At 52.9% G+C, this 18,619-nt stretch carries 20 protein-coding genes and 1 riboswitch; of the genes, 16 read left to right on the top strand and 4 right to left on the bottom strand.

What is annotated here, in order from left to right; all coding sequences use genetic code 11:
* Positions 1-3 precede the first annotated feature (3 nt).
* From cbiB to pduF, 4 genes are all read right to left on the bottom strand, one after another.
* Positions 4-963, bottom strand: a complete 960-nt coding sequence (gene cbiB, locus FOB24_RS15965) for an adenosylcobinamide-phosphate synthase CbiB (protein WP_087855995.1) — start codon at positions 961-963, stop codon at positions 4-6.
* Positions 960-2,339: a cobyrinate a,c-diamide synthase gene (locus tag FOB24_RS15970; RefSeq protein WP_150345152.1), complete on the bottom strand. Its 1,380-nt coding sequence runs from the start codon at positions 2,337-2,339 to the stop codon at positions 960-962. Before FOB24_RS15970 ends, cbiB begins: the two co-directional genes overlap by 4 nt.
* A gap of 88 nt (positions 2,340-2,427) precedes the next feature.
* Positions 2,428-2,602, bottom strand: a riboswitch (cobalamin riboswitch).
* 329 nt (positions 2,603-2,931) lie between these two features.
* Positions 2,932-3,843 carry a transcriptional regulator PocR gene (pocR, locus tag FOB24_RS15975; protein WP_006683984.1) on the bottom strand — a complete coding sequence of 304 codons (912 nt, stop codon included), beginning with the start codon at positions 3,841-3,843 and terminating at the stop codon, positions 2,932-2,934.
* Positions 3,844-4,046: 203 nt separating this feature from the next.
* The gene (pduF, locus tag FOB24_RS15980) at positions 4,047-4,856 is read right to left on the bottom strand and encodes a propanediol diffusion facilitator PduF (RefSeq protein ID WP_087855993.1); all 810 of its coding nucleotides are present in this window, start codon (positions 4,854-4,856) and stop codon (positions 4,047-4,049) included.
* A gap of 524 nt (positions 4,857-5,380) precedes the next feature.
* Here pduF and pduA point away from each other — a divergent pair.
* The 16 genes from pduA to pduS are packed head-to-tail and all read left to right on the top strand — an operon-like array spanning position 5,381 to position 18,619.
* Positions 5,381-5,662, top strand: a complete 282-nt coding sequence (pduA, locus tag FOB24_RS15985) for a propanediol utilization microcompartment protein PduA (RefSeq protein WP_003030255.1) — start codon at positions 5,381-5,383, stop codon at positions 5,660-5,662.
* Positions 5,662-6,474 (top strand): propanediol utilization microcompartment protein PduB, encoded by an 813-nt coding sequence (gene pduB, locus FOB24_RS15990; protein ID WP_150345153.1) that lies wholly within the window; start codon positions 5,662-5,664, stop codon positions 6,472-6,474. The genes pduA and pduB overlap by 1 nt, the downstream gene beginning before the upstream one ends.
* Positions 6,475-6,492: 18 nt before the next feature.
* Positions 6,493-8,157: a propanediol dehydratase large subunit PduC gene (gene pduC, locus FOB24_RS15995; RefSeq protein ID WP_038641668.1), complete on the top strand. Its 1,665-nt coding sequence runs from the start codon at positions 6,493-6,495 to the stop codon at positions 8,155-8,157.
* A gap of 10 nt (positions 8,158-8,167) precedes the next feature.
* Positions 8,168-8,842 carry a propanediol dehydratase medium subunit PduD gene (pduD, locus tag FOB24_RS16000; protein WP_038641670.1) on the top strand — a complete coding sequence of 225 codons (675 nt, stop codon included), beginning with the start codon at positions 8,168-8,170 and terminating at the stop codon, positions 8,840-8,842.
* A gap of 14 nt (positions 8,843-8,856) precedes the next feature.
* Positions 8,857-9,375, top strand: a complete 519-nt coding sequence (gene pduE / locus FOB24_RS16005; RefSeq protein ID WP_016153529.1) for a propanediol dehydratase small subunit PduE — start codon at positions 8,857-8,859, stop codon at positions 9,373-9,375.
* A 15-nt stretch (positions 9,376-9,390) separates the two neighbouring features.
* Complete coding sequence (locus FOB24_RS16010) at positions 9,391-11,223, top strand: diol dehydratase reactivase subunit alpha (RefSeq protein WP_121529217.1); 1,833 nt, start codon at positions 9,391-9,393, stop codon at positions 11,221-11,223.
* Positions 11,213-11,563, top strand: a complete 351-nt coding sequence (locus FOB24_RS16015) for a glycerol dehydratase reactivase beta/small subunit family protein (protein WP_038641675.1) — start codon at positions 11,213-11,215, stop codon at positions 11,561-11,563. The genes FOB24_RS16010 and FOB24_RS16015 overlap by 11 nt, the downstream gene beginning before the upstream one ends.
* 19 nt (positions 11,564-11,582) lie before the next feature.
* Positions 11,583-11,858, top strand: a complete 276-nt coding sequence (gene pduJ, locus FOB24_RS16020; protein WP_001057752.1) for a propanediol utilization microcompartment protein PduJ — start codon at positions 11,583-11,585, stop codon at positions 11,856-11,858.
* A 24-nt stretch (positions 11,859-11,882) separates the two neighbouring features.
* Positions 11,883-12,347, top strand: a complete 465-nt coding sequence (locus FOB24_RS16025) for a BMC domain-containing protein (protein ID WP_150345154.1) — start codon at positions 11,883-11,885, stop codon at positions 12,345-12,347.
* Entirely contained in the window at positions 12,347-12,979 is a 633-nt protein-coding gene (locus FOB24_RS16030; RefSeq protein WP_038641680.1) for a phosphate propanoyltransferase, read from the top strand. The genes FOB24_RS16025 and FOB24_RS16030 overlap by 1 nt, the downstream gene beginning before the upstream one ends.
* Positions 12,976-13,467 (top strand): microcompartment protein PduM, encoded by a 492-nt coding sequence (gene pduM / locus FOB24_RS16035; protein ID WP_150345155.1) that lies wholly within the window; start codon positions 12,976-12,978, stop codon positions 13,465-13,467. The genes FOB24_RS16030 and pduM overlap by 4 nt, the downstream gene beginning before the upstream one ends.
* A 3-nt stretch (positions 13,468-13,470) precedes the next feature.
* A complete protein-coding gene (locus FOB24_RS16040; RefSeq protein ID WP_042307565.1) occupies positions 13,471-13,746 on the top strand; it encodes a EutN/CcmL family microcompartment protein in 276 nt (91 codons plus the stop codon).
* A gap of 8 nt (positions 13,747-13,754) precedes the next feature.
* On the top strand, positions 13,755-14,762 hold the full coding sequence (gene pduO, locus FOB24_RS16045) for a two-domain cob(I)yrinic acid a,c-diamide adenosyltransferase PduO (RefSeq protein WP_150345156.1): 1,008 nt from the start codon (positions 13,755-13,757) through the stop codon (positions 14,760-14,762).
* Complete coding sequence (gene pduP / locus FOB24_RS16050) at positions 14,759-16,144, top strand: CoA-acylating propionaldehyde dehydrogenase PduP (RefSeq protein ID WP_121529220.1); 1,386 nt, start codon at positions 14,759-14,761, stop codon at positions 16,142-16,144. Before pduO ends, pduP begins: the two co-directional genes overlap by 4 nt.
* Before the next feature lie 10 nt (positions 16,145-16,154).
* The gene (locus FOB24_RS16055) at positions 16,155-17,267 is read left to right on the top strand and encodes a 1-propanol dehydrogenase PduQ (RefSeq protein WP_121529221.1); all 1,113 of its coding nucleotides are present in this window, start codon (positions 16,155-16,157) and stop codon (positions 17,265-17,267) included.
* Positions 17,264-18,619 (top strand): cobalamin reductase PduS, encoded by a 1,356-nt coding sequence (gene pduS, locus FOB24_RS16060; RefSeq protein WP_150345157.1) that lies wholly within the window; start codon positions 17,264-17,266, stop codon positions 18,617-18,619. Before FOB24_RS16055 ends, pduS begins: the two co-directional genes overlap by 4 nt.

Consider the following 18,619-nt stretch of genomic DNA (forward strand, 5'->3'; position numbering starts at 1 on the left):
TCCTCAGGCTACACCGACCAGCAGCCACCGCAGCGCGATAAACAGCGCCAGTGCCAGCGTCGATGCCACCCACATCAATCGAATCGTATGGGAAATGTCGTCTACCGAAATGTCGCGTTGTGCATCACCAATCCACGGTTTCTCAACGCGCTCGCCAAAGTAGTCATTAGGGCCACCCAGACGAATACCTAATGCCCCGGCAACGGAGGCCTCCGACCACGCGCAGTTTGGGCTACTGTGGTTATAGCGATCGCGCCAGCCGATCTGCAAAGCACGCGAACCGTCCTGACGGCATAAAAATGCAGCCACGCCCAGCAGCAGCCAGCTCAGTCTCGCAGGAATATAATTTGCGACATCATCCAGACGCGCGCTGACCATACCGATAGCGCGGTATTTTTCATGTTTGTAACCCACCATGGAGTCAAGGGTATTTACCGCTTTGTAGGCCATCGCCAAAGGCGCGCCGCCGAGAAGAAGGAAAAACAGCGGCGCGATGATGCCATCAACGGTGTTTTCGGCCACGGTTTCCACCACGGCACGATTGATCTGCTGAGGTTGTAATTGCGAAGTATCGCGACCCACGATCCAAGATAACTTTTCCCGACTTGCGGCAAGGTTACCGGCACGCAACGGACGTTCGACATCCTGCGCGGCGTTCGCCAGACAGCGCCCCGCCAGCACGGTAAAGATCATCCAAACCTCTACCACCCAACCAAGCCAGGGATGAATAGAGTGCGCCAGCGCCAGTACGCCCCAGGACACAGCCCAGGTCAGGCCAACCACCACTACCCACATCGCCGCGCCACCAATGCGCAACGCACGATCGCTATGGCAGTAGCGCCGCACGACTCGCTGCATGGCAGAAATCAGATTGCCAATCCAGCGCACCGGATGCGGCCAGTTCTGCGGATCGCCAATAATAAAATCAAGCAGCCAGGCAACACACCACGCAAGGATCGTCATAGCGCGCTCCTCGCGGCTGCCAACCAATGGTTAAGCATCTGCGGACGTTGAGCAAAATGAACGTGTAGATAGCTGGCGAAAGTGTTACCCACCTGCCAGCCGCCGGACCAGGTCTGCAACGTTTTGCCATCGCGCACTTTACGACAGTGCATCACCGCGGGAGTTTCAGGAATAAAATCTGAGTAGTGAAATTCATGCCCACGCAGCACTTCGCCTTCTGCAGCTAACAAGGTTTGCTGCGCGGCCTGCGCCTCGCAGTAGCCAAATCGGGTCAGACGTTTCCCCATTTTGCTGTGACCGGGAATGATATCCGCCATCAACCAGCTATCACCGTGGCTGTCCTCCAGCGAACTGCCGAGATACATCAGCCCACCGCACTCGGCGTAAATCGCCACGCCGCAGTGATGTGCGGCTCGCAATTGCTTAAGCAGCGAGACATTGCGGGCCAGAGCCGCAGCATGTAACTCAGGGTATCCGCCACCCAGCCAGATCATCTGACAATCAGGTAAACAGGTGTCGTGCAACGGGCTAAAACGGACAATCTTCAGCCCCGTGCGTTCAAGCAAAGTAATATTGTCCGGGTAATAAAAGTTGAACGCTTCGTCATCAGCGATAGCAAGCGTTAGCCCTTCTCCGGCATCAGTATCGGGAAGCGTAGGCCATTCACCCGCAGGGAGGGTGTTTAGCTGGCTTAATTTCAGTAGAGCATCGATATCCAGCGTCTGCTCCAGCGTCGCGGCAAAGTCCTGCCACGGCTGCTGATTGATAACAGACTCACGCGCAGTAACCAGCCCCAGATGACGCTCCGGAAGCGCAACGCCTTCCATACGGGGAACGTAGCCTAATACAGGAACGGAACAGTAACGCTCAATCGCCACCTTCAGCAGCTGATAATGCGTTTCGCTGTTGACCCGATTAACGATCACCCCGGCGATGTTCAGCGTGGGATCAAAATGCTGAAAACCCATTACCGTTGCGGCTATCGAGGTGGAAACAGCTTTACCATCAACCAGTAAGATGACCGGGCAACCTAACTGTTTGGCCATCGCGGCGGTACTGCAGTAGTTCGGGTCGGTACCATAACCGTCATACAACCCCATCACGCCTTCAATCACGGCGATATCGGCATGTTGCATCTGCTCGCGGAATAAAGCATTGAGAGTGGAAGCGGGAAGCATGAAGCTATCAAGATTGCGGGAAGCGGTACCGCATACCGCTGTATGCCAGCCGGTATCAAGGTAATCAGGCCCCACTTTGCAAGGCTGGACGCGTAAACCGCGTTTTTTCAACAAGCTCAACAAGCCCAGCGTCACCGTGGTTTTACCACAGCCGCTTCCGGTACCTGCAAGAACAAATGCGTGAAAATTGGCCGCCATACCCTGATCCTGTTCAGGGTGGTAGGGGTGTAGAGATACCCAGTCTCTCGACTGTATGCATCTGAACCACCCACTTCCCACCGAAGTTGTTGGTAGTCACTGACAGGCAGGTCTTCTGGCTTAGCGTCATCCTCACCCGTCCTTCCCAATCTTGCGATCAGTGGTCCATACGGGGTCGTCAGCATCACAGCAGCGGGGGCTGCGGGGGATTCTCACCCCCTTCCCTACCACAAATGTGGCAAACCTGTCAGTTCAGGAGCCTTAATTAAGCTCCCTGTTATGAGGTAAATTCACGACCTCATGACAATAATTCAATTTAATATCTTTCCGGATTCATTCAGCCAATTATCTGGCATAAACCCACTTATTCACATGTTCACATTTTGAATGAAAGTGTCAGCAAAGAATAAAGAAAGTCAGGCATACAGACACTGTATCTCATCACAAAAATAAAAACTGGTGCAGTTTATCCCTCTAATACTATTATTTTGTTGCGCTATGACAATTTATTGACTGCTGTTGTTACTTTTCATTTTATAATTACTGACATAGCGCCCGATATCAAAAATCGGCAATAGCAAAATATTGCTATTTAAGCGGACTCACCGCGTGAAATGACATTTATTTGCTGGCGAAATGCCTGCGGCGTAACCTGATACGTCTGGCGGAATACTTTGCAGAAATAACTGGTTTGTGAAAAGCCTAAATTACGCGCAATGCTGGCTATGCTCCAGTCACTATGACAGAGTAACTCTTTGGCACTCGCCATTCGCTGTTGATTTACCCAGGCGTTAAACCCGATACCCTGATATTTTTTGAACAATTTACTGAAATAGTAAGGGCTAAGGTAAACATGAGACGCAACATCTTCCAGGCGTAACTCATCTGACAAATGCGCATCAATATAGCGCAGCGCTTTTTTCATTTTGCTGTCGTGAGGATTCGGCGTTCGGTTGGCGCGTACTGGCTCTGCCTGCTGCGGGTTGTCTTTGATAACCACAAAATTTAGTTGTTTTTTAAGGCAATTTTCCACGATGAGCTTTAGCAGATCCGCCGAGGCGATAACGCGCGAATAGTCCATCTCCGGCACATTACGAAATTCACTGAGCAGTTCGGGATCGGCTTGCCAGCGGTCATCGACGTTCAGGATATCCACCAGGCCGACATCGTTACTTAAACGCACCTGACCACACAATACGAACCCAACCAGGTGACCCGCAATTACCAGCGGAATTGAGAAGTCGGTAAGCCCCGCGTGGCAGCGATAGATGCAGGGTTGATCGGATTTTGAAGCTTCCAGCCCGCCACAGCGATCGCTCATACGACAACGGGTACTGTGCTGAGGATGCTGGCGCATCAACTGACAAAAAGGGGTGAAATTAAAAAGCTCAGAAATTTCATCACCGTGAATATTGACAACCACAACAGCCAGACTGGTGGCCTGCGCAAAATCCTGTGCGATTTTATTAATGAGTTCTGAGTTCAGGGCACTCGCAGAAATCATGATAAAACCTCTCAGTTAATTTATTGTTATAAATAAAACATACTATTTACACATCCAGTTTCATCTCGCTTTCCTGGGCGCTGATGAAAGTCATCATCGAACATAACAAAAGTCTCCCATTGTGGGGAGACTTTTTCAGCGGTTCAGGAAACCGGATCACGAAAACAGTTTTTACGCTTTAAAAATAAACATCTTCCGTGAAGCTAGCTCTCATTTTCCTCCAGTTTACACGTATTACACGGTAAATTTTTGCCAATAAAATAACGATAAATTGCTGCGCCCGCGCACGCACCGATGATGGGGGCCACAATCGGTACGATGAAATAAGGGATATCACGCCCGCCAGTCATCGCCACATCTCCCCACCCGGCCATCCATGCAAATAATTTTGGACCGAAATCACGTGCCGGGTTCATCGCAAATCCGGTGAGCGGCCCGGTAGATGCACCGAGAACAGCCACCAGAATGCCAATCAATAAAGGCGCCAATGGCCCTCTGGGGACGCCATTACCGTCATCGGTAAGTGCCATGATCATGCCCATCAGAATGGAAGTGATCACTACTTCAACCAGCGCAGCCTGCCAGACGCTGAGCGCCGCCGCTGGATAAGTACTAAAAATACTGGCCAATTGCAGGCTTTCAAGGCTGCCGCGTACCATTTGATGGGCAGACTCATATTCGGTAAATAGACTTCCGTACAGCAGATAGGCTAGCAACGCGCCGCCAAAGGCACCCGCAACCTGCGCTACGGTGTATGGCACAACTTTGCGCCCCGGAAAACAGGCAAATAACCACAGGGCGATGGTGATTGCAGGATTGAGATGCGCGCCAGAAATCCCCGCTGTCAGGTAAACGGCAAGCGAGATCCCCAACCCCCATATGATGCAGATCTCCCATAATCCCAAACTGGCGCCCGCGACTTTAAGTGCGCTCAGGCATCCGATGCCAAAAAACAAAAACAGCCCGGTACCCAAAAACTCAGCAATGCATTGCGCTTTTAGTGAATCGTTCATTGTGACACCTTCTAAGCAGAGTTCGTGTCTTTACCAGCGGACTCCTTGCTGGTACGTAGAATACTTCAAGGCTTACTATAAAAAGCCGTATCGGCAAAATGTTGGCAATCTGAAGGCGGCATGCCCCTCAAAATCGTGCTGAGATAGCAAATTCTTGCTATCACTTTTATTAAAACAGGCGAGAACACAGGGAAATCCACTATTAGTGGTACATTTGTGAAACGATAAAATATTGCTATTGGCAGAATTATGTTTTCAGACAATCATCACATTTTCATTTTTCCGCATAGCAAATGCCATTTTTAATGTCACTAACAAAAGTGTAAATATGGAATGAACATAACTAAATATTCATATTATGAAAATAAAAAATAACCATTAAAAACAAAAAGATAAAATAAAACATAGCAATTTTATATCACCATAACCTCACTATTTTTTCATTCATACTTTCAACTCAGCCATTCTTTTTCCTCGCTTCTTTTTATAGTCATGAATATCGGGACAACCCAGGCGAGGTCTTTATGCAACAAGAAGCGTTAGGAATGGTAGAAACCAAAGGCTTAACTGCAGCCATAGAGGCCGCAGATGCAATGGTGAAGTCAGCCAATGTAATGCTGGTCGGCTACGAAAAAATTGGTTCGGGGCTGGTAACCGTTATTGTCCGCGGCGATGTCGGCGCAGTCAAAGCAGCAACAGATGCCGGCGCCGCCGCAGCCCGTAATGTGGGAGAAGTGAAAGCCGTACACGTTATCCCGCGCCCTCATACCGATGTAGAAAAAATCTTACCGAAGGGAATTAGCTAATGAGCAGCAATGAGCTGGTTGAACAGATCATGGCGCAGGTGATTGCTCGCGTGGCAACCCCAGAACAGCAGGCTATCCCTGAAAATAATCACCCAACACGAGAAACGGCTATGGCAGAGAAAAGCTGCAGTTTAACGGAGTTTGTCGGTACCGCGATTGGCGACACCGTCGGTCTGGTAATCGCCAACGTAGACAGCGCCTTACTGGACGCGATGAAACTTGAAAAACGTTATCGCTCCATTGGCATCCTTGGCGCCCGTACTGGCGCAGGTCCGCACATTATGGCCGCCGATGAAGCGGTAAAAGCAACAAATACGGAAGTCGTCAGTATTGAATTGCCACGAGATACCAAAGGCGGCGCGGGCCACGGCTCGCTGATTATCCTCGGTGGCAACGATGTTTCCGACGTGAAACGCGGAATTGAGGTTGCGCTGAAAGAGCTGGATCGCACCTTTGGCGATGTTTATGCCAACGAAGCCGGTCACATCGAGATGCAATACACCGCCCGCGCCAGCAACGCGCTGGAAAAAGCCTTTGGCGCGCCGATTGGCCGTGCCTGTGGCGTGATTGTCGGCGCACCAGCCTCCGTGGGTGTCCTGATGGCTGATACTGCGCTGAAATCCGCCAATGTAGAAGTTGTAGCCTACAGCTCCCCGGCCCATGGCACCAGCTTCAGCAACGAAGCCATTCTGGTCATCTCTGGTGATTCCGGCGCAGTTCGTCAGGCTGTTATCTCCGCCCGTGAAATCGGTAAAACCGTACTCGGGACCCTCGGCTCAGAGCCGAAAAACGATCGTCCGTCCTACATCTGATATCAGTGAGGCTGATTCATGAGATCGAAAAGATTTGAAGCACTGGCGAAACGCCCTGTGAATCAGGATGGTTTCGTTAAGGAGTGGATCGAAGAAGGCTTCATTGCGATGGAAAGCCCGAACGACCCTAAACCATCGATTAAAATCGTCAACGGTACTGTGACTGAACTGGACGGCAAATCCGCCAGTGAATTTGACTTAATTGACCATTTCATTGCCCGCTACGGCATTAACCTGGCGCGCGCTGAAGAAGTCATGGCAATGGACTCGGTCAAACTGGCCAATATGCTTTGCGACCCTAACGTGAAGCGCAAAGATATCGTGCCGCTGACCACCGCCATGACACCAGCAAAAATTGTCGAAGTGGTGTCCCATATGAACGTCGTCGAGATGATGATGGCCATGCAGAAAATGCGTGCCCGTCGAACTCCGTCTCAACAGGCGCACGTCACTAACGTCAAGGATAACCCGGTACAGATTGCCGCTGACGCTGCAGAAGGCGCATGGCGCGGATTTGACGAACAGGAAACGACCGTTGCCGTCGCACGCTACGCGCCATTTAACGCCATTGCCTTGTTAGTCGGTTCACAGGTTGGACGACCTGGCGTGTTAACTCAGTGCTCTCTGGAAGAAGCAACCGAACTTAAGCTCGGCATGCTGGGCCACACATGCTACGCGGAAACTATCTCCGTCTATGGTACAGAACCCGTCTTTACCGACGGCGACGACACACCATGGTCGAAAGGCTTCCTCGCCTCTTCCTACGCCTCTCGCGGCCTGAAAATGCGCTTTACTTCCGGCTCTGGCTCTGAAGTTCAGATGGGTTATGCCGAAGGTAAATCGATGCTTTATCTGGAAGCCCGCTGCATTTACATCACCAAAGCCGCTGGCGTGCAGGGTTTGCAAAACGGCTCAGTAAGCTGCATCGGCGTACCTTCTGCCGTCCCGTCCGGTATTCGTGCAGTTCTGGCCGAAAACCTGATCTGTTCTTCTCTGGATCTGGAATGCGCCTCCAGCAACGACCAGACCTTTACCCACTCGGATATGCGTCGTACCGCGCGTCTGCTGATGCAGTTCCTGCCAGGTACTGACTTCATCTCTTCCGGTTATTCCGCGGTGCCGAACTACGACAACATGTTCGCCGGTTCCAACGAAGATGCTGAAGACTTTGACGACTACAACGTTATCCAGCGCGACCTGAAAGTGGACGGCGGCCTGCGTCCGGTTCGAGAAGAAGATGTTATCGCCATTCGTAACAAAGCGGCCCGCGCGCTGCAGGCTGTGTTTGCCGGGATGGGATTACCGCCAATCACTGATGAAGAAGTGGAAGCTGCGACTTACGCTCACGGATCGAAAGATATGCCAGAGCGCAACATCGTTGAAGACATCAAATTTGCACAAGAGATCATCAGTAAAAATCGCAACGGTCTTGAAGTGGTAAAAGCGCTTGCTCAGGGCGGGTTTACCGATGTTGCGCAGGACATGCTCAACATCCAGAAAGCCAAGTTAACCGGAGATTATCTGCATACCTCCGCCATTATCGTTGGCGACGGACAGGTGCTATCCGCAGTAAATGACGTCAATGACTATGCCGGTCCGGCAACAGGTTATCGCCTGCAAGGCGAACGCTGGGAAGAGATCAAAAACATCCCTGGCGCACTTGATCCCAACGAACTTGGCTAAGGGGTGAAAAATGGAAATTAATGAAAAGCTGCTGCGCCAGATAATTGAAGACGTGCTGTCTGAAATGCAGACCAGCGACAAACCCGTCTCATTCCACGCATCGACAGCGGCAAGCGCGCCGCAGGCCGCAGCGGTACAGAGCGACAGTTTTCTGACCGAGATTGGCGAAGCTAAACAAGGTCAGCAGCAAGACGAAGTGATTATTGCCGTAGGTCCAGCGTTCGGGCTCTCACAAACCGTCAATATCGTCGGGATCCCGCATAAGAATATCTTGCGCGAAGTGATTGCCGGGATTGAAGAGGAAGGCATTAAAGCACGCGTTATCCGCTGCTTTAAATCCTCTGATGTCGCGTTTGTCGCCGTGGAAGGCAACCGTCTGAGCGGTTCCGGGATCTCTATCGGCATCCAGTCAAAAGGCACCACGGTTATCCACCAGCAGGGGTTACCGCCGCTTTCTAATCTGGAACTGTTCCCTCAGGCGCCGCTTCTGACGCTGGAAACCTATCGTCAGATCGGTAAAAACGCCGCGCGTTATGCCAAGCGTGAATCTCCGCAACCGGTCCCTACTCTGAATGACCAGATGGCTCGACCTAAGTACCAGGCGAAATCGGCCATTCTGCACATTAAAGAGACCAAATATGTCGTGACGGGCAAAAACCCGCAGGAACTGCGCGTGGCGCTTTGATAAAGGATAACTCCATGAATACCGACGCAATTGAATCGATGGTTCGGGATGTGCTGAGCCGGATGAACAGCCTGCAAGGCGAGTCCGCAACTCCGGTTGCGGCAAGTTCATCAGCACATACCGCGAAAGTCACGGATTACCCTCTCGCGAATAAACATCCTGAGTGGGTAAAAACCGCGACCAATAAAACCCTGGATGACTTCACGCTCGAAAATGTTCTGAGCAACAAGGTGACGGCACAGGACATGCGCATCACGCCTGAAACGCTGCGCCTGCAGGCGGAAATCGCCAAAGATGCCGGGCGTGACAGACTGGCGATGAACTTTGAGCGCGCCGCAGAGCTAACCGCTGTACCTGACGATCGCATCCTGGAGATCTATAACGCGCTACGCCCGTATCGCTCGACTAAAGATGAGCTGATGGCTATCGCTGACGATCTCGAAAATCGTTATCAGGCAAAGATCTGTGCGGCTTTCGTTCGTGAAGCGGCAGCGCTGTATGTTGAGCGTAAAAAACTCAAAGGCGACGACTAACTCAGGGACAGGATCATGCGATATCTAGCTGGCATTGACATAGGTAACTCATCAACGGAAGTCGCTCTGGCTACCCTGGATGAGTCTGGCGCGCTGTGTATTACCAACAGCGCCCTGGCAGAAACCACCGGGATAAAAGGCACATTGCGTAATGTGTTTGGCATTCAGGAGGCACTTACGCTGGCAGCAAAAAACGCCGGCATCAATGTCAGCGATATTTCGCTCATCCGTATTAACGAAGCCACTCCGGTCATTGGCGACGTGGCGATGGAAACAATCACCGAAACCATCATCACTGAATCCACCATGATCGGCCATAACCCTAAAACGCCGGGCGGTGTCGGGCTGGGTGTTGGCATTACTATTACGCCGGAAGAGCTGCTCAGCCGTCCGGCGGATACACCTTATATTCTGGTGGTGTCATCGGCATTTGATTTCGCCGATGTCGCCACGATGATTAATGCCTCGGTACGCGCCGGATACCAGTTAACTGGCGTAATTTTGCAGCAAGACGATGGCGTGTTAGTCAGCAATCGTCTGACTCACCCCCTGCCCATCGTGGATGAAGTGCTTCATATCGACCGTATCCCATTGGGTATGTTAGCTGCTATTGAGGTCGCGGTTCCCGGAAAGGTCATTGAAACGCTTTCTAACCCCTACGGGATTGCAACTGTCTTTGGTCTCAATGCCGACGAGACTAAAAACATTGTCCCGATGGCGCGCGCGCTGATCGGCAACCGCTCTGCCGTGGTGGTGAAAACGCCGTCAGGCGATGTGAAAGCACGAGCCATTCCCGCCGGGAATCTGGAGCTACAGTCACAAGGGCGTACCGTACGCGTCGACGTTGCAGCAGGCGCTGACGCGATTATGAAAGCCGTTGGCGAGTGCCCGAAACTGGATAACGTTACCGGCGAAGCGGGGACCAATATTGGCGGCATGCTGGAACATGTACGCCAGACAATGGCTGAATTAACCAACAAACCCAGTCAGGAAATCTTTATTCAGGATCTACTGGCGGTTGATACCTCGGTTCCCGTCAGCGTGACCGGTGGACTTGCCGGTGAGTTTTCGCTGGAACAGGCTGTCGGTATTGCCTCAATGGTGAAATCAGATCGCCTGCAAATGGCAATGATTGCCCAGGAGATCACGCAAAAGCTCAACATTGATGTCCAGGTTGGCGGGGCTGAAGCCGAAGCGGCCATTCTCGGGGCCTTAACCACTCCGGGTACGACGCGACCACTGGCTATTCTGGATCTCGGTGCGGGATCGACCGACGCCTCCATCATCAACCCGAAAGGCGAAATTATTGCCACACACCTGGCGGGTGCGGGCGATATGGTCACGATGATTATTGCCCGTGAACTGGGGCTGGATGACCGTTATCTGGCCGAAGAGATCAAAAAGTACCCGCTGGCGAAAGTTGAGAGCTTGTTCCATCTTCGCCACGAAGATGGCAGCGTTCAGTTCTTCCCTGAGCCTCTTCCACCAACGGTTTTTGCCCGCGTGTGCGTAGTAAAACCTGATGAGCTGGTGCCCCTGCCAGGCGAACTGGCGCTGGAGAAAGTACGGGCCATTCGCCGCAGCGCCAAGGAGCGCGTTTTTGTCACCAACGCGCTCAGAGCGTTACGTCAGGTGAGTCCGACCGGGAACATTCGGGATATTCCCTTTGTGGTGCTGGTTGGTGGCTCGTCCCTGGATTTCGAAGTACCGCAACTTGTAACCGATGCGCTGGCGCATTATCGCCTGGTTGCCGGGCGCGGCAACATTCGTGGCACCGAGGGTCCGCGCAATGCGGTCGCGACCGGGCTGATTCTCTCCTGGCACAAGGCGTTCGCTCATGGAAAGTAATCTCAACACGCCCGCTATCGTTATCTTCACCACCGGTGACTGTGCTGACACCTGGAACGACGTGCTGCTGGGTATTGAAGAAGAAGGGATCCCGTTTGTGATTCAGGAGAACCATTCAGCCGACGTTATCCACAACGCATGGCTCGCGGCATGCCAGTCGCCGCTGCTGGTTGGCATTGGCTGCAGTCGCGAAAAACTGGTCGTGCACTACAAAAATCTACCCGCGTCAGCGCCGCTTTTTACGCTGATGTATCAACAAGATAACCACGCTCGTCGCAGCATCGGTAATAACGCTGCGCGGCTGGTTAAAGGCATTCCATTCCGGGAATGCCACTCATAACCCACAGGAGACAAGCAGTATGAATAACGCACTGGGACTGGTTGAAACAAAAGGGCTTGTCGGCGCTATTGAAGCCGCTGATGCCATGGTGAAATCCGCAAACGTGCAGTTGGTCGGTTACGAAAAAATCGGCTCAGGCCTGATCACCGTTATGGTCCGTGGTGATGTCGGTGCGGTGAAAGCCGCAGTAGATGCAGGAAGCGCAGCTGCAAGCGCCGTTGGCGAGGTGAAATCCTGCCACGTTATCCCGCGTCCGCACAGCGACGTTGAAGCCATTTTACCTAAATCCGCATAAGTCGTTGCAACCAAGGAGCACAGCGTGAAGCAATCACTGGGATTACTCGAAGTTAGTGGTCTGGCATTAGCCATCAGTTGCGCGGACGTCATGGCGAAAGCCGCCTCCATCACGCTGGTGGGCCTCGAAAAAACCAACGGTTCAGGCTGGACGGTGATCAAGATAATCGGGGATGTGGCCTCCGTGCAGGCGGCCATTTCTACCGGTGTCAGTTTCGCGGACCAACGCGATGGGCTGGTGGCTCACAAAGTCATTTCCAGACCAGGGGACGGAATCCTGTCACATAGCGTGACACCGGCCCCCGAGCCAACACCCGCCCCCATCCAGGTCGAGCCGCAAGAAGAGATGTTGGTGGACAGCACTGCGTCCGAAGCGCCGCAAAATGCGGAGTTGATTAGCTGCAATCTGTGCCTTGACCCAGCCTGTACCCGCCAGAAAGGTGAGCCTCGATCTCTTTGTCTGCACTCTGGCAAACGAGGTAAAGCGTGATGGATAAACAGCAACTCAAGTCAACGGTCGCCAAAGTTCTGGATGAAATGCGCGAGCGCCCTATTCCGCTGGGGATCTCTAATCGTCATATTCATCTTTGTACTGAAGATTACGTCCGTTTGTTTCCCAATCAGCCTATCAGCAAGAAAAAAGGGCTATTGCAGCCCGGACAATACGCTGCAGAGCAGACCGTCACGCTGGTTGGACCTAAAGGACAGTTAAAAAATGTGCGTTTACTCGGCCCGCTACGAAGCGCCAGTCAGGTTGAAATTTCACGTACCGATGCCCGTACGCTAGGTATTGCTGCCCCGCTGCGTATGTCGGGCAATATCCAGGGCACGCCGGGTATTCGCCTTGTCAGTCCATTTGCTGAACTGGACTTAACATCCGGCGTTATCGTTGCTCAACGGCATATCCATATGTCGCCGCTCGATGCCCTGATTCTGCGGGTTTCCCATGGTGACAAAGTCTCGGTCGCCATTAATGGCGATGAACGCCGGCTGATTTTCGATAACGTCGCCGTACGCGTTTCACCGGATATGCGCCTTGAGATGCATATTGATACCGACGAAGCCAATGCCGCAGGGGCGGATAATCCGCAGGCATTCGCCACACTGGTGACTTCACAATGAACAACGAACTGCTGCAACGCATTATCGAGGAGGTTGTTTCCCGATTAAAAAAACGCGCGGCAAGCACGATCTCCCTCAGCGTCGCGCAGTTACGGGAAGTAAACCCACGGATACTATGCTGCCAATACTCGTCACTGCACATTTTGCAGGCTGACCTGCTCCTGCTGGAGCAAATTGTCGAAAGCAGCTCTGCCAATATGTCGGTAGTCACGATCCACGAAGCGCTGGCATGCGGAGTCCGCGTGAAAATTTCACTACATCACCAATTGTTACCCGCAGTACCCGTGAAAAAACTCGCGCGTCTGCCGCTGGAGTTTGGTGACGAACTGGGGCGAGCCATCGTTCTGCATCCTGACAAACTTCTCAGTTACGCCGACGTCGCCCAATTGCACGATGCGGTTTTAGTGCTACGCCGTCGATGCGTCGTCACTGCGCTGGCTCAGGAAACTGTCAGTACGCGAAATGTCCAATTAATTAAGCAGGAGTGAGCTATGCATCTGGCACGGGTTACAGGCGTTGTTGTCTCTACGCAAAAGTCCCCCTCCCTGGTCGGGAAAAAGCTGTTGCTGGTACGTCGGGTGAGTGCTGACGGAGAGCTGCCAGCCTCCCCGACGACCGGGGACGAAGTCGCCGTTGATTCTGTCGGCGCGGGAACCGGCGAACTGGTTTTACTCAGCAGCGGCTCCAGTGCCCGGCACGTTTTCTCCGGCCCAAATGAGGCCATCGATCTGGCTATTGTCGGCATTGTCGACACGCTTTCTCGTTAGGAGGAACTATGGCGATTTATACCCGCACTGGCGATGCCGGCACAACGGCCCTCTTTACCGGGCAACGCGTAAGCAAAACGCATCCGCGCGTCGAGGCTTACGGGACGCTGGACGAACTCAATGCGGCGCTTAGCCTGTGTATTTGTGCGGCGAAAAGCCCGCAGCACCGCCAGTTACTTGAAAACATTCAACTGCAGCTTTTTTGGTTCAGCGCCGAACTCGCCAGCGAGAGCGAACAACCAAACCCAGAGCAGCGCTACATCAGTTCAGAAGAAATTGCAGCGCTGGAAACCGCCATCGATACCGCGATGGGGAGAGTACCGCCGCTGCGCAGCTTTATTTTACCGGGCCGCAGCGAAGCGGCCAGCCGTCTGCATTTTGCCCGTACGCTGGCTCGCCGCGCAGAGAGGCGACTGGTCGAGCTTTCTGCCGATATTGCTGTCAGACATGTGCTGATGCGTTACATCAATCGTCTGTCCGACTGCTTATATGCGCTCGCACGGGCAGAAGATCATGACGCCCATCAAAACGACATTATTCAGAAAGTGGCTGAGCGTTATCTCGCCGCCATCCGTACATCAGCCATAAAGGAGCCGACTATGTCTCTGTCTTTTCAGGAGCTCCACCAACTGACTCGCGCTGCGGTGACGAGAGCAGAAGAACTTCAGGTTCCGGTCGTCATCAGCATTGTTGATGCGAACGGGACCCAAACGGTGACCTGGCGTATGCCTGACGCATTGCTCGTCAGTAGCGAACTGGCACCCAAAAAAGCCTGGACCGCCGTGGCGATGAAAAGCGCCACGCATGAATTAACGTCAGCGGTGCAACCAGGCGCGGCGCTTTACGGTCTGGAAAGCCATATGCAGGGAAAAGTCGTCACTTTTGGTGGCGGATACGCATTATGGCGAGAGGGTCTACTCCTTGGGGGTCTTGGCATCAGCGGGGGAAGCGTTGACCAGGATATGGACATTGCAGAAACGGCCATTGCGGCGATTAACGTGAGAACACATCAATGAATACTTCAGAACTTGAAACCCTCATCCGTAACATTTTGAGTGAACAACTCGCCCCGGCAAAAACAGAAACCAAAGGAAACGGAATTTTTCCGTCCGTGGGTGAAGCTATCGAAGCCGCGCATCAGGCTTTTTTACGTTACCAGCAATCGCCATTAAAAACTCGCAGTGCCATCATTCACGCCCTGCGAGAAGAACTGACCCCTCATCTTGCTTCCCTGGCCGCTGAGAGCGCAGCTGAAACAGGAATGGGCAACAAAGAGGATAAATTCCTCAAGAATAAAGCTGCGCTGGACAATACTCCAGGGATCGAAGATCTCACCACCACGGCACTGACCGGTGATGGCGGCATGGTGTTATTCGAGTATTCACCGTTTGGCGTGATTGGCTCCGTCGCCCCCAGTACCAACCCGACGGAAACCATAATTAACAACAGCATCAGTATGCTGGCTGCGGGGAACAGCGTTTATTTTAGCCCGCATCCGGGCGCTAAAGTGGTCTCACTGAAACTGATTGCCATGATTGAGGATATTGTTTTCCGCTGCTGCGGGATCCGTAATCTTGTCGTCACGGTCACAGAACCCACTTTTGAGGCTACCCAGCAGATGATGGCACACCCTAAAATCGCAGTTCTGGCGATTACCGGTGGCCCAGGCATTGTTGCTATGGGTATGAAAAGCGGGAAAAAAGTCATTGGCGCAGGCGCAGGCAACCCTCCCTGTATTGTCGATGAAACAGCCGACCTGGTTAAGGCGGCGGAAGATATCATCAACGGCGCATCTTTTGATTACAACCTCCCCTGCATTGCTGAGAAGAGCCTGATTGTTGTTAGTGCCGTTGCCGAACGCCTGGTTCAACAAATGCAGTCTTTTGGCGCACTGCTTCTCACGAGCGAAGAGGTAGACAAACTGCGGGCAGTCTGTTTGCCCGAAGGCATGGCCAATAAAAAGCTGGTAGGAAAAAGCCCGGCCACCTTACTGGAAGCCGCAGGAATACCTGTTCCGGCAAAAGCGCCTCGATTACTGATAGGTATCGTCAAGGCTGACGACCCGTGGGTTACCAGCGAGCAGCTAATGCCAATGCTCCCCATCGTCACGGTGAGCGATTTTGACAGTGCGTTAACGTTGGCTCTGAAAGTTGAAGAGGGATTGCATCACACCGCCATTATGCATTCACAGAATGTGTCGCGTTTGAATCTTGCCGCACGCACGCTTCAGACCTCCATTTTTGTGAAAAATGGCCCCTCTTACGCCGGGATTGGCGTGGGTGGTGAAGGCTTTACCACTTTCACAATTGCGACGCCGACCGGTGAAGGAACAACATCGGCACGTACTTTCGCACGTTCTCGTCGTTGCGTGCTGACAAACGGTTTTTCTATTCGCTAATGGGGCCGTTATGAAAAGCTTTTCACTGCAAACTCGATTATTCAGCGGCCAGGGAAGCCTGGATGTGCTCAAGCGTTTCACGAATAAGCATATCTGGATTATCTGCGATGGTTTTCTGGCGCGTTCTCCTGTGATTGAAAAGCTGCGCAACACGCTTCCTGCGGATAATCGCATCAGCATTTTCAGCGATATTACCCCCGACCCAACCATTAGCACGGTGGTGCAAGGGATTGCGCAAATGCAGTCCCTGCGACCGGATGTTGTCATTGGTTTTGGCGGAGGCTCAGCGCTGGATGCCGCGAAAGCCATCGTTTGGTTCAGCCGACAGTTCGGTATTGAAATCGAAACCTGTGTTGCTATTCCCACCACCAGCGGCACAGGCTCGGAAGTGACCAGCGCCTGCGTGATTAGCGATCCGGATAAAGGCATTAAATATCCCTTGTTTGATAATGCGCTTTACCCGGATATGGCCATCCTCGATCCAACGCTGGTTGTCAGCGTACCTCCTGCCATCACCGCGAATACCGGCATGGACGTCCTGACGCATGCGCTGGAGGCTTACGTGTCCACGAAGGCCAGCGACTTTACCGACGCGCTGGCGGAAAAAGCGGCACAAATCGTCTTCCAGTACCTTCCCGTCGCCGTCAGCAAAGGCGAGTGTCTGGCAACCAGGGGGAAAATGCACAACGCGTCAACGCTCGCAGGAATGGCATTTAGCCAGGCGGGGTTGGGTATAAACCATGCGATTGCCCATCAGTTGGGCGGCCAGTTTCATCTGCCCCACGGACTTGCCAATGCACTGCTGCTGACCCCTGTTATTCATTTTAATGCCCGCGCCCCCAGGGCCGCGAAGCGCTATGCCCGTTTCGCTAAAGCCTGCCATTTATGCCCGGATAACGCGAACGATACGGCTGCGCTGAATGCGCTCATTCATCACATTGAGCTTCTCAAAAAACAGTGTGCGTTACCTTCTTTCGTTGACGCACTCAAAGACGGAAAGCAAAACTGGTCACAGCGTATACCGTCGATGGTTCAGGCCGCGCTGGCTGATGTCACGCTGCAAACCAATCCTCGTGTTGCCGACGCCAGTGCCATGCAGGAACTGCTTGAGGAATTATTATGAATACAGCCATGACGGCAGAGTCCACGCTTTATGATGCGCAGACGATACGCGAACGCGTTCGGGCTGCTGGCGTTGTTGGAGCCGGCGGTGCTGGCTTTCCTGCGCACGTAAAATTACAGGCGCAGGTCGATACATTTCTGGTGAATGCCGCCGAATGTGAACCGATGTTAAAAGTTGACCAGCAATTGATGAGCGTCCAGGCAGGTCGACTTATTCGCGGCGTTAAATATGCCATGACGGCTACCGGAGCCAGTGGCGGTATTATTGCGCTCAAAGAAAAATACCAGAAGGCTATCAATGCGTTAGCTCCTCTGCTACCTGCCGATATCCGGTTACACATTTTACCTGATGTCTACCCGGCCGGTGACGAGGTGCTGACCATCTGGATGGCAACAGGCCGGAGGGTCCCACCTGCCGCACTGCCGGTCAGCGTCGGCGTGGTGGTTAATAACGTCCAGACCGTGCTCAACATCGCCAGAGCGGTTGAACAGCAATATCCCGTTACCCGTCGTACGTTGACCGTCAACGGCGCAGTAGCCAAACCCATCACACTCACTGTCCCTATCGGGATGTCACTTCGCGAGGTGCTGGCGCTGGCGGGAGGCGCAACCGTTGACGATCCAGGATTTATTAATGGCGGCCCGATGATGGGCGGTCTGATTACCTCCCTGGATACCCCCGTCAGCAAGACCACCGGTGGGTTGCTGGTTTTACCAAAATCTCATGCGCTGATTCAGCGGCGAATGCAGGATGAACGCACCGTGCTTTCCGTCGCAAAAACCGTATGCGAGCAGTGCCGTTTGTGTACGGATTTGTGCCCAAGGCACTTAATCGGCCATGAATTATCACCACATCTGCTGGTTCGCGCGGTTAATTATCAGCAGGCGGCCACACCACAGCTGCTGCTCACGGCCCTGACCTGTTCAGAATGCAATGTCTGTGAAAGCGTTGCCTGTCCGGTTGGAATATCGCCGATGCGAATCAACCGCATGCTTAAACGCGAACTACGGGCGCTCAACCATCGTTATGAAGGGCCGCTAAATCCTGAGGATGAAATGGCGAAGTACCGGTTGATCCCGATTAAGCGCCTTATTACCAAACTGGGTCTTAGCGACTGGTATCACGATGCGCCACTGGCTGAGACTGATTTTTCCACCGATGAAACGACGCTGTTGCTACGCCAGCATATTGGCGCCAGCGCCATCCCATGTGTGCAGCAAGGCGATCGCGTTGTTCGCGGTCAATGCGTTGCCGATGTGCCGACGGGCGCATTAGGTGCGACTGTCCACGCCAGTATTGACGGTATTGTCAGCGAAATCACTGAGCAATCCATCACGGTAATAAGAGGTTAA

This window comes from Citrobacter werkmanii (genome assembly GCF_008693645.1).
Classification (GTDB): domain Bacteria; phylum Pseudomonadota; class Gammaproteobacteria; order Enterobacterales; family Enterobacteriaceae; genus Citrobacter; species Citrobacter werkmanii.

What these genes read in the sequence shown, in the direction of transcription:
- FOB24_RS16010 (WP_121529217.1), top strand. Translation starts at nt 9,391, where the DNA reads ATGCGATATCTAGCTGGCATTGACATAGGTAACTCATCAACGGAAGTC.
- FOB24_RS16030 (WP_038641680.1), top strand. Translation starts at nt 12,347, where the DNA reads ATGGATAAACAGCAACTCAAGTCAACGGTCGCCAAAGTTCTGGATGAA.
- pduA (WP_003030255.1), top strand. Translation starts at nt 5,381, where the DNA reads ATGCAACAAGAAGCGTTAGGAATGGTAGAAACCAAAGGCTTAACTGCA.
- pduD (WP_038641670.1), top strand. Translation starts at nt 8,168, where the DNA reads ATGGAAATTAATGAAAAGCTGCTGCGCCAGATAATTGAAGACGTGCTG.
- pduE (WP_016153529.1), top strand. Translation starts at nt 8,857, where the DNA reads ATGAATACCGACGCAATTGAATCGATGGTTCGGGATGTGCTGAGCCGG.
- pduJ (WP_001057752.1), top strand. Translation starts at nt 11,583, where the DNA reads ATGAATAACGCACTGGGACTGGTTGAAACAAAAGGGCTTGTCGGCGCT.
- FOB24_RS15970 (WP_150345152.1), bottom strand. Translation starts at nt 2,339, where the DNA reads ATGGCGGCCAATTTTCACGCATTTGTTCTTGCAGGTACCGGAAGCGGC.
- pduO (WP_150345156.1), top strand. Translation starts at nt 13,755, where the DNA reads ATGGCGATTTATACCCGCACTGGCGATGCCGGCACAACGGCCCTCTTT.
- pduF (WP_087855993.1), bottom strand. Translation starts at nt 4,856, where the DNA reads ATGAACGATTCACTAAAAGCGCAATGCATTGCTGAGTTTTTGGGTACC.
- pduB (WP_150345153.1), top strand. Translation starts at nt 5,662, where the DNA reads ATGAGCAGCAATGAGCTGGTTGAACAGATCATGGCGCAGGTGATTGCT.
- FOB24_RS16015 (WP_038641675.1), top strand. Translation starts at nt 11,213, where the DNA reads ATGGAAAGTAATCTCAACACGCCCGCTATCGTTATCTTCACCACCGGT.
- pduM (WP_150345155.1), top strand. Translation starts at nt 12,976, where the DNA reads ATGAACAACGAACTGCTGCAACGCATTATCGAGGAGGTTGTTTCCCGA.
- FOB24_RS16040 (WP_042307565.1), top strand. Translation starts at nt 13,471, where the DNA reads ATGCATCTGGCACGGGTTACAGGCGTTGTTGTCTCTACGCAAAAGTCC.
- FOB24_RS16055 (WP_121529221.1), top strand. Translation starts at nt 16,155, where the DNA reads ATGAAAAGCTTTTCACTGCAAACTCGATTATTCAGCGGCCAGGGAAGC.
- pocR (WP_006683984.1), bottom strand. Translation starts at nt 3,843, where the DNA reads ATGATTTCTGCGAGTGCCCTGAACTCAGAACTCATTAATAAAATCGCA.
- cbiB (WP_087855995.1), bottom strand. Translation starts at nt 963, where the DNA reads ATGACGATCCTTGCGTGGTGTGTTGCCTGGCTGCTTGATTTTATTATT.
- pduC (WP_038641668.1), top strand. Translation starts at nt 6,493, where the DNA reads ATGAGATCGAAAAGATTTGAAGCACTGGCGAAACGCCCTGTGAATCAG.
- pduS (WP_150345157.1), top strand. Translation starts at nt 17,264, where the DNA reads ATGAATACAGCCATGACGGCAGAGTCCACGCTTTATGATGCGCAGACG.
- pduP (WP_121529220.1), top strand. Translation starts at nt 14,759, where the DNA reads ATGAATACTTCAGAACTTGAAACCCTCATCCGTAACATTTTGAGTGAA.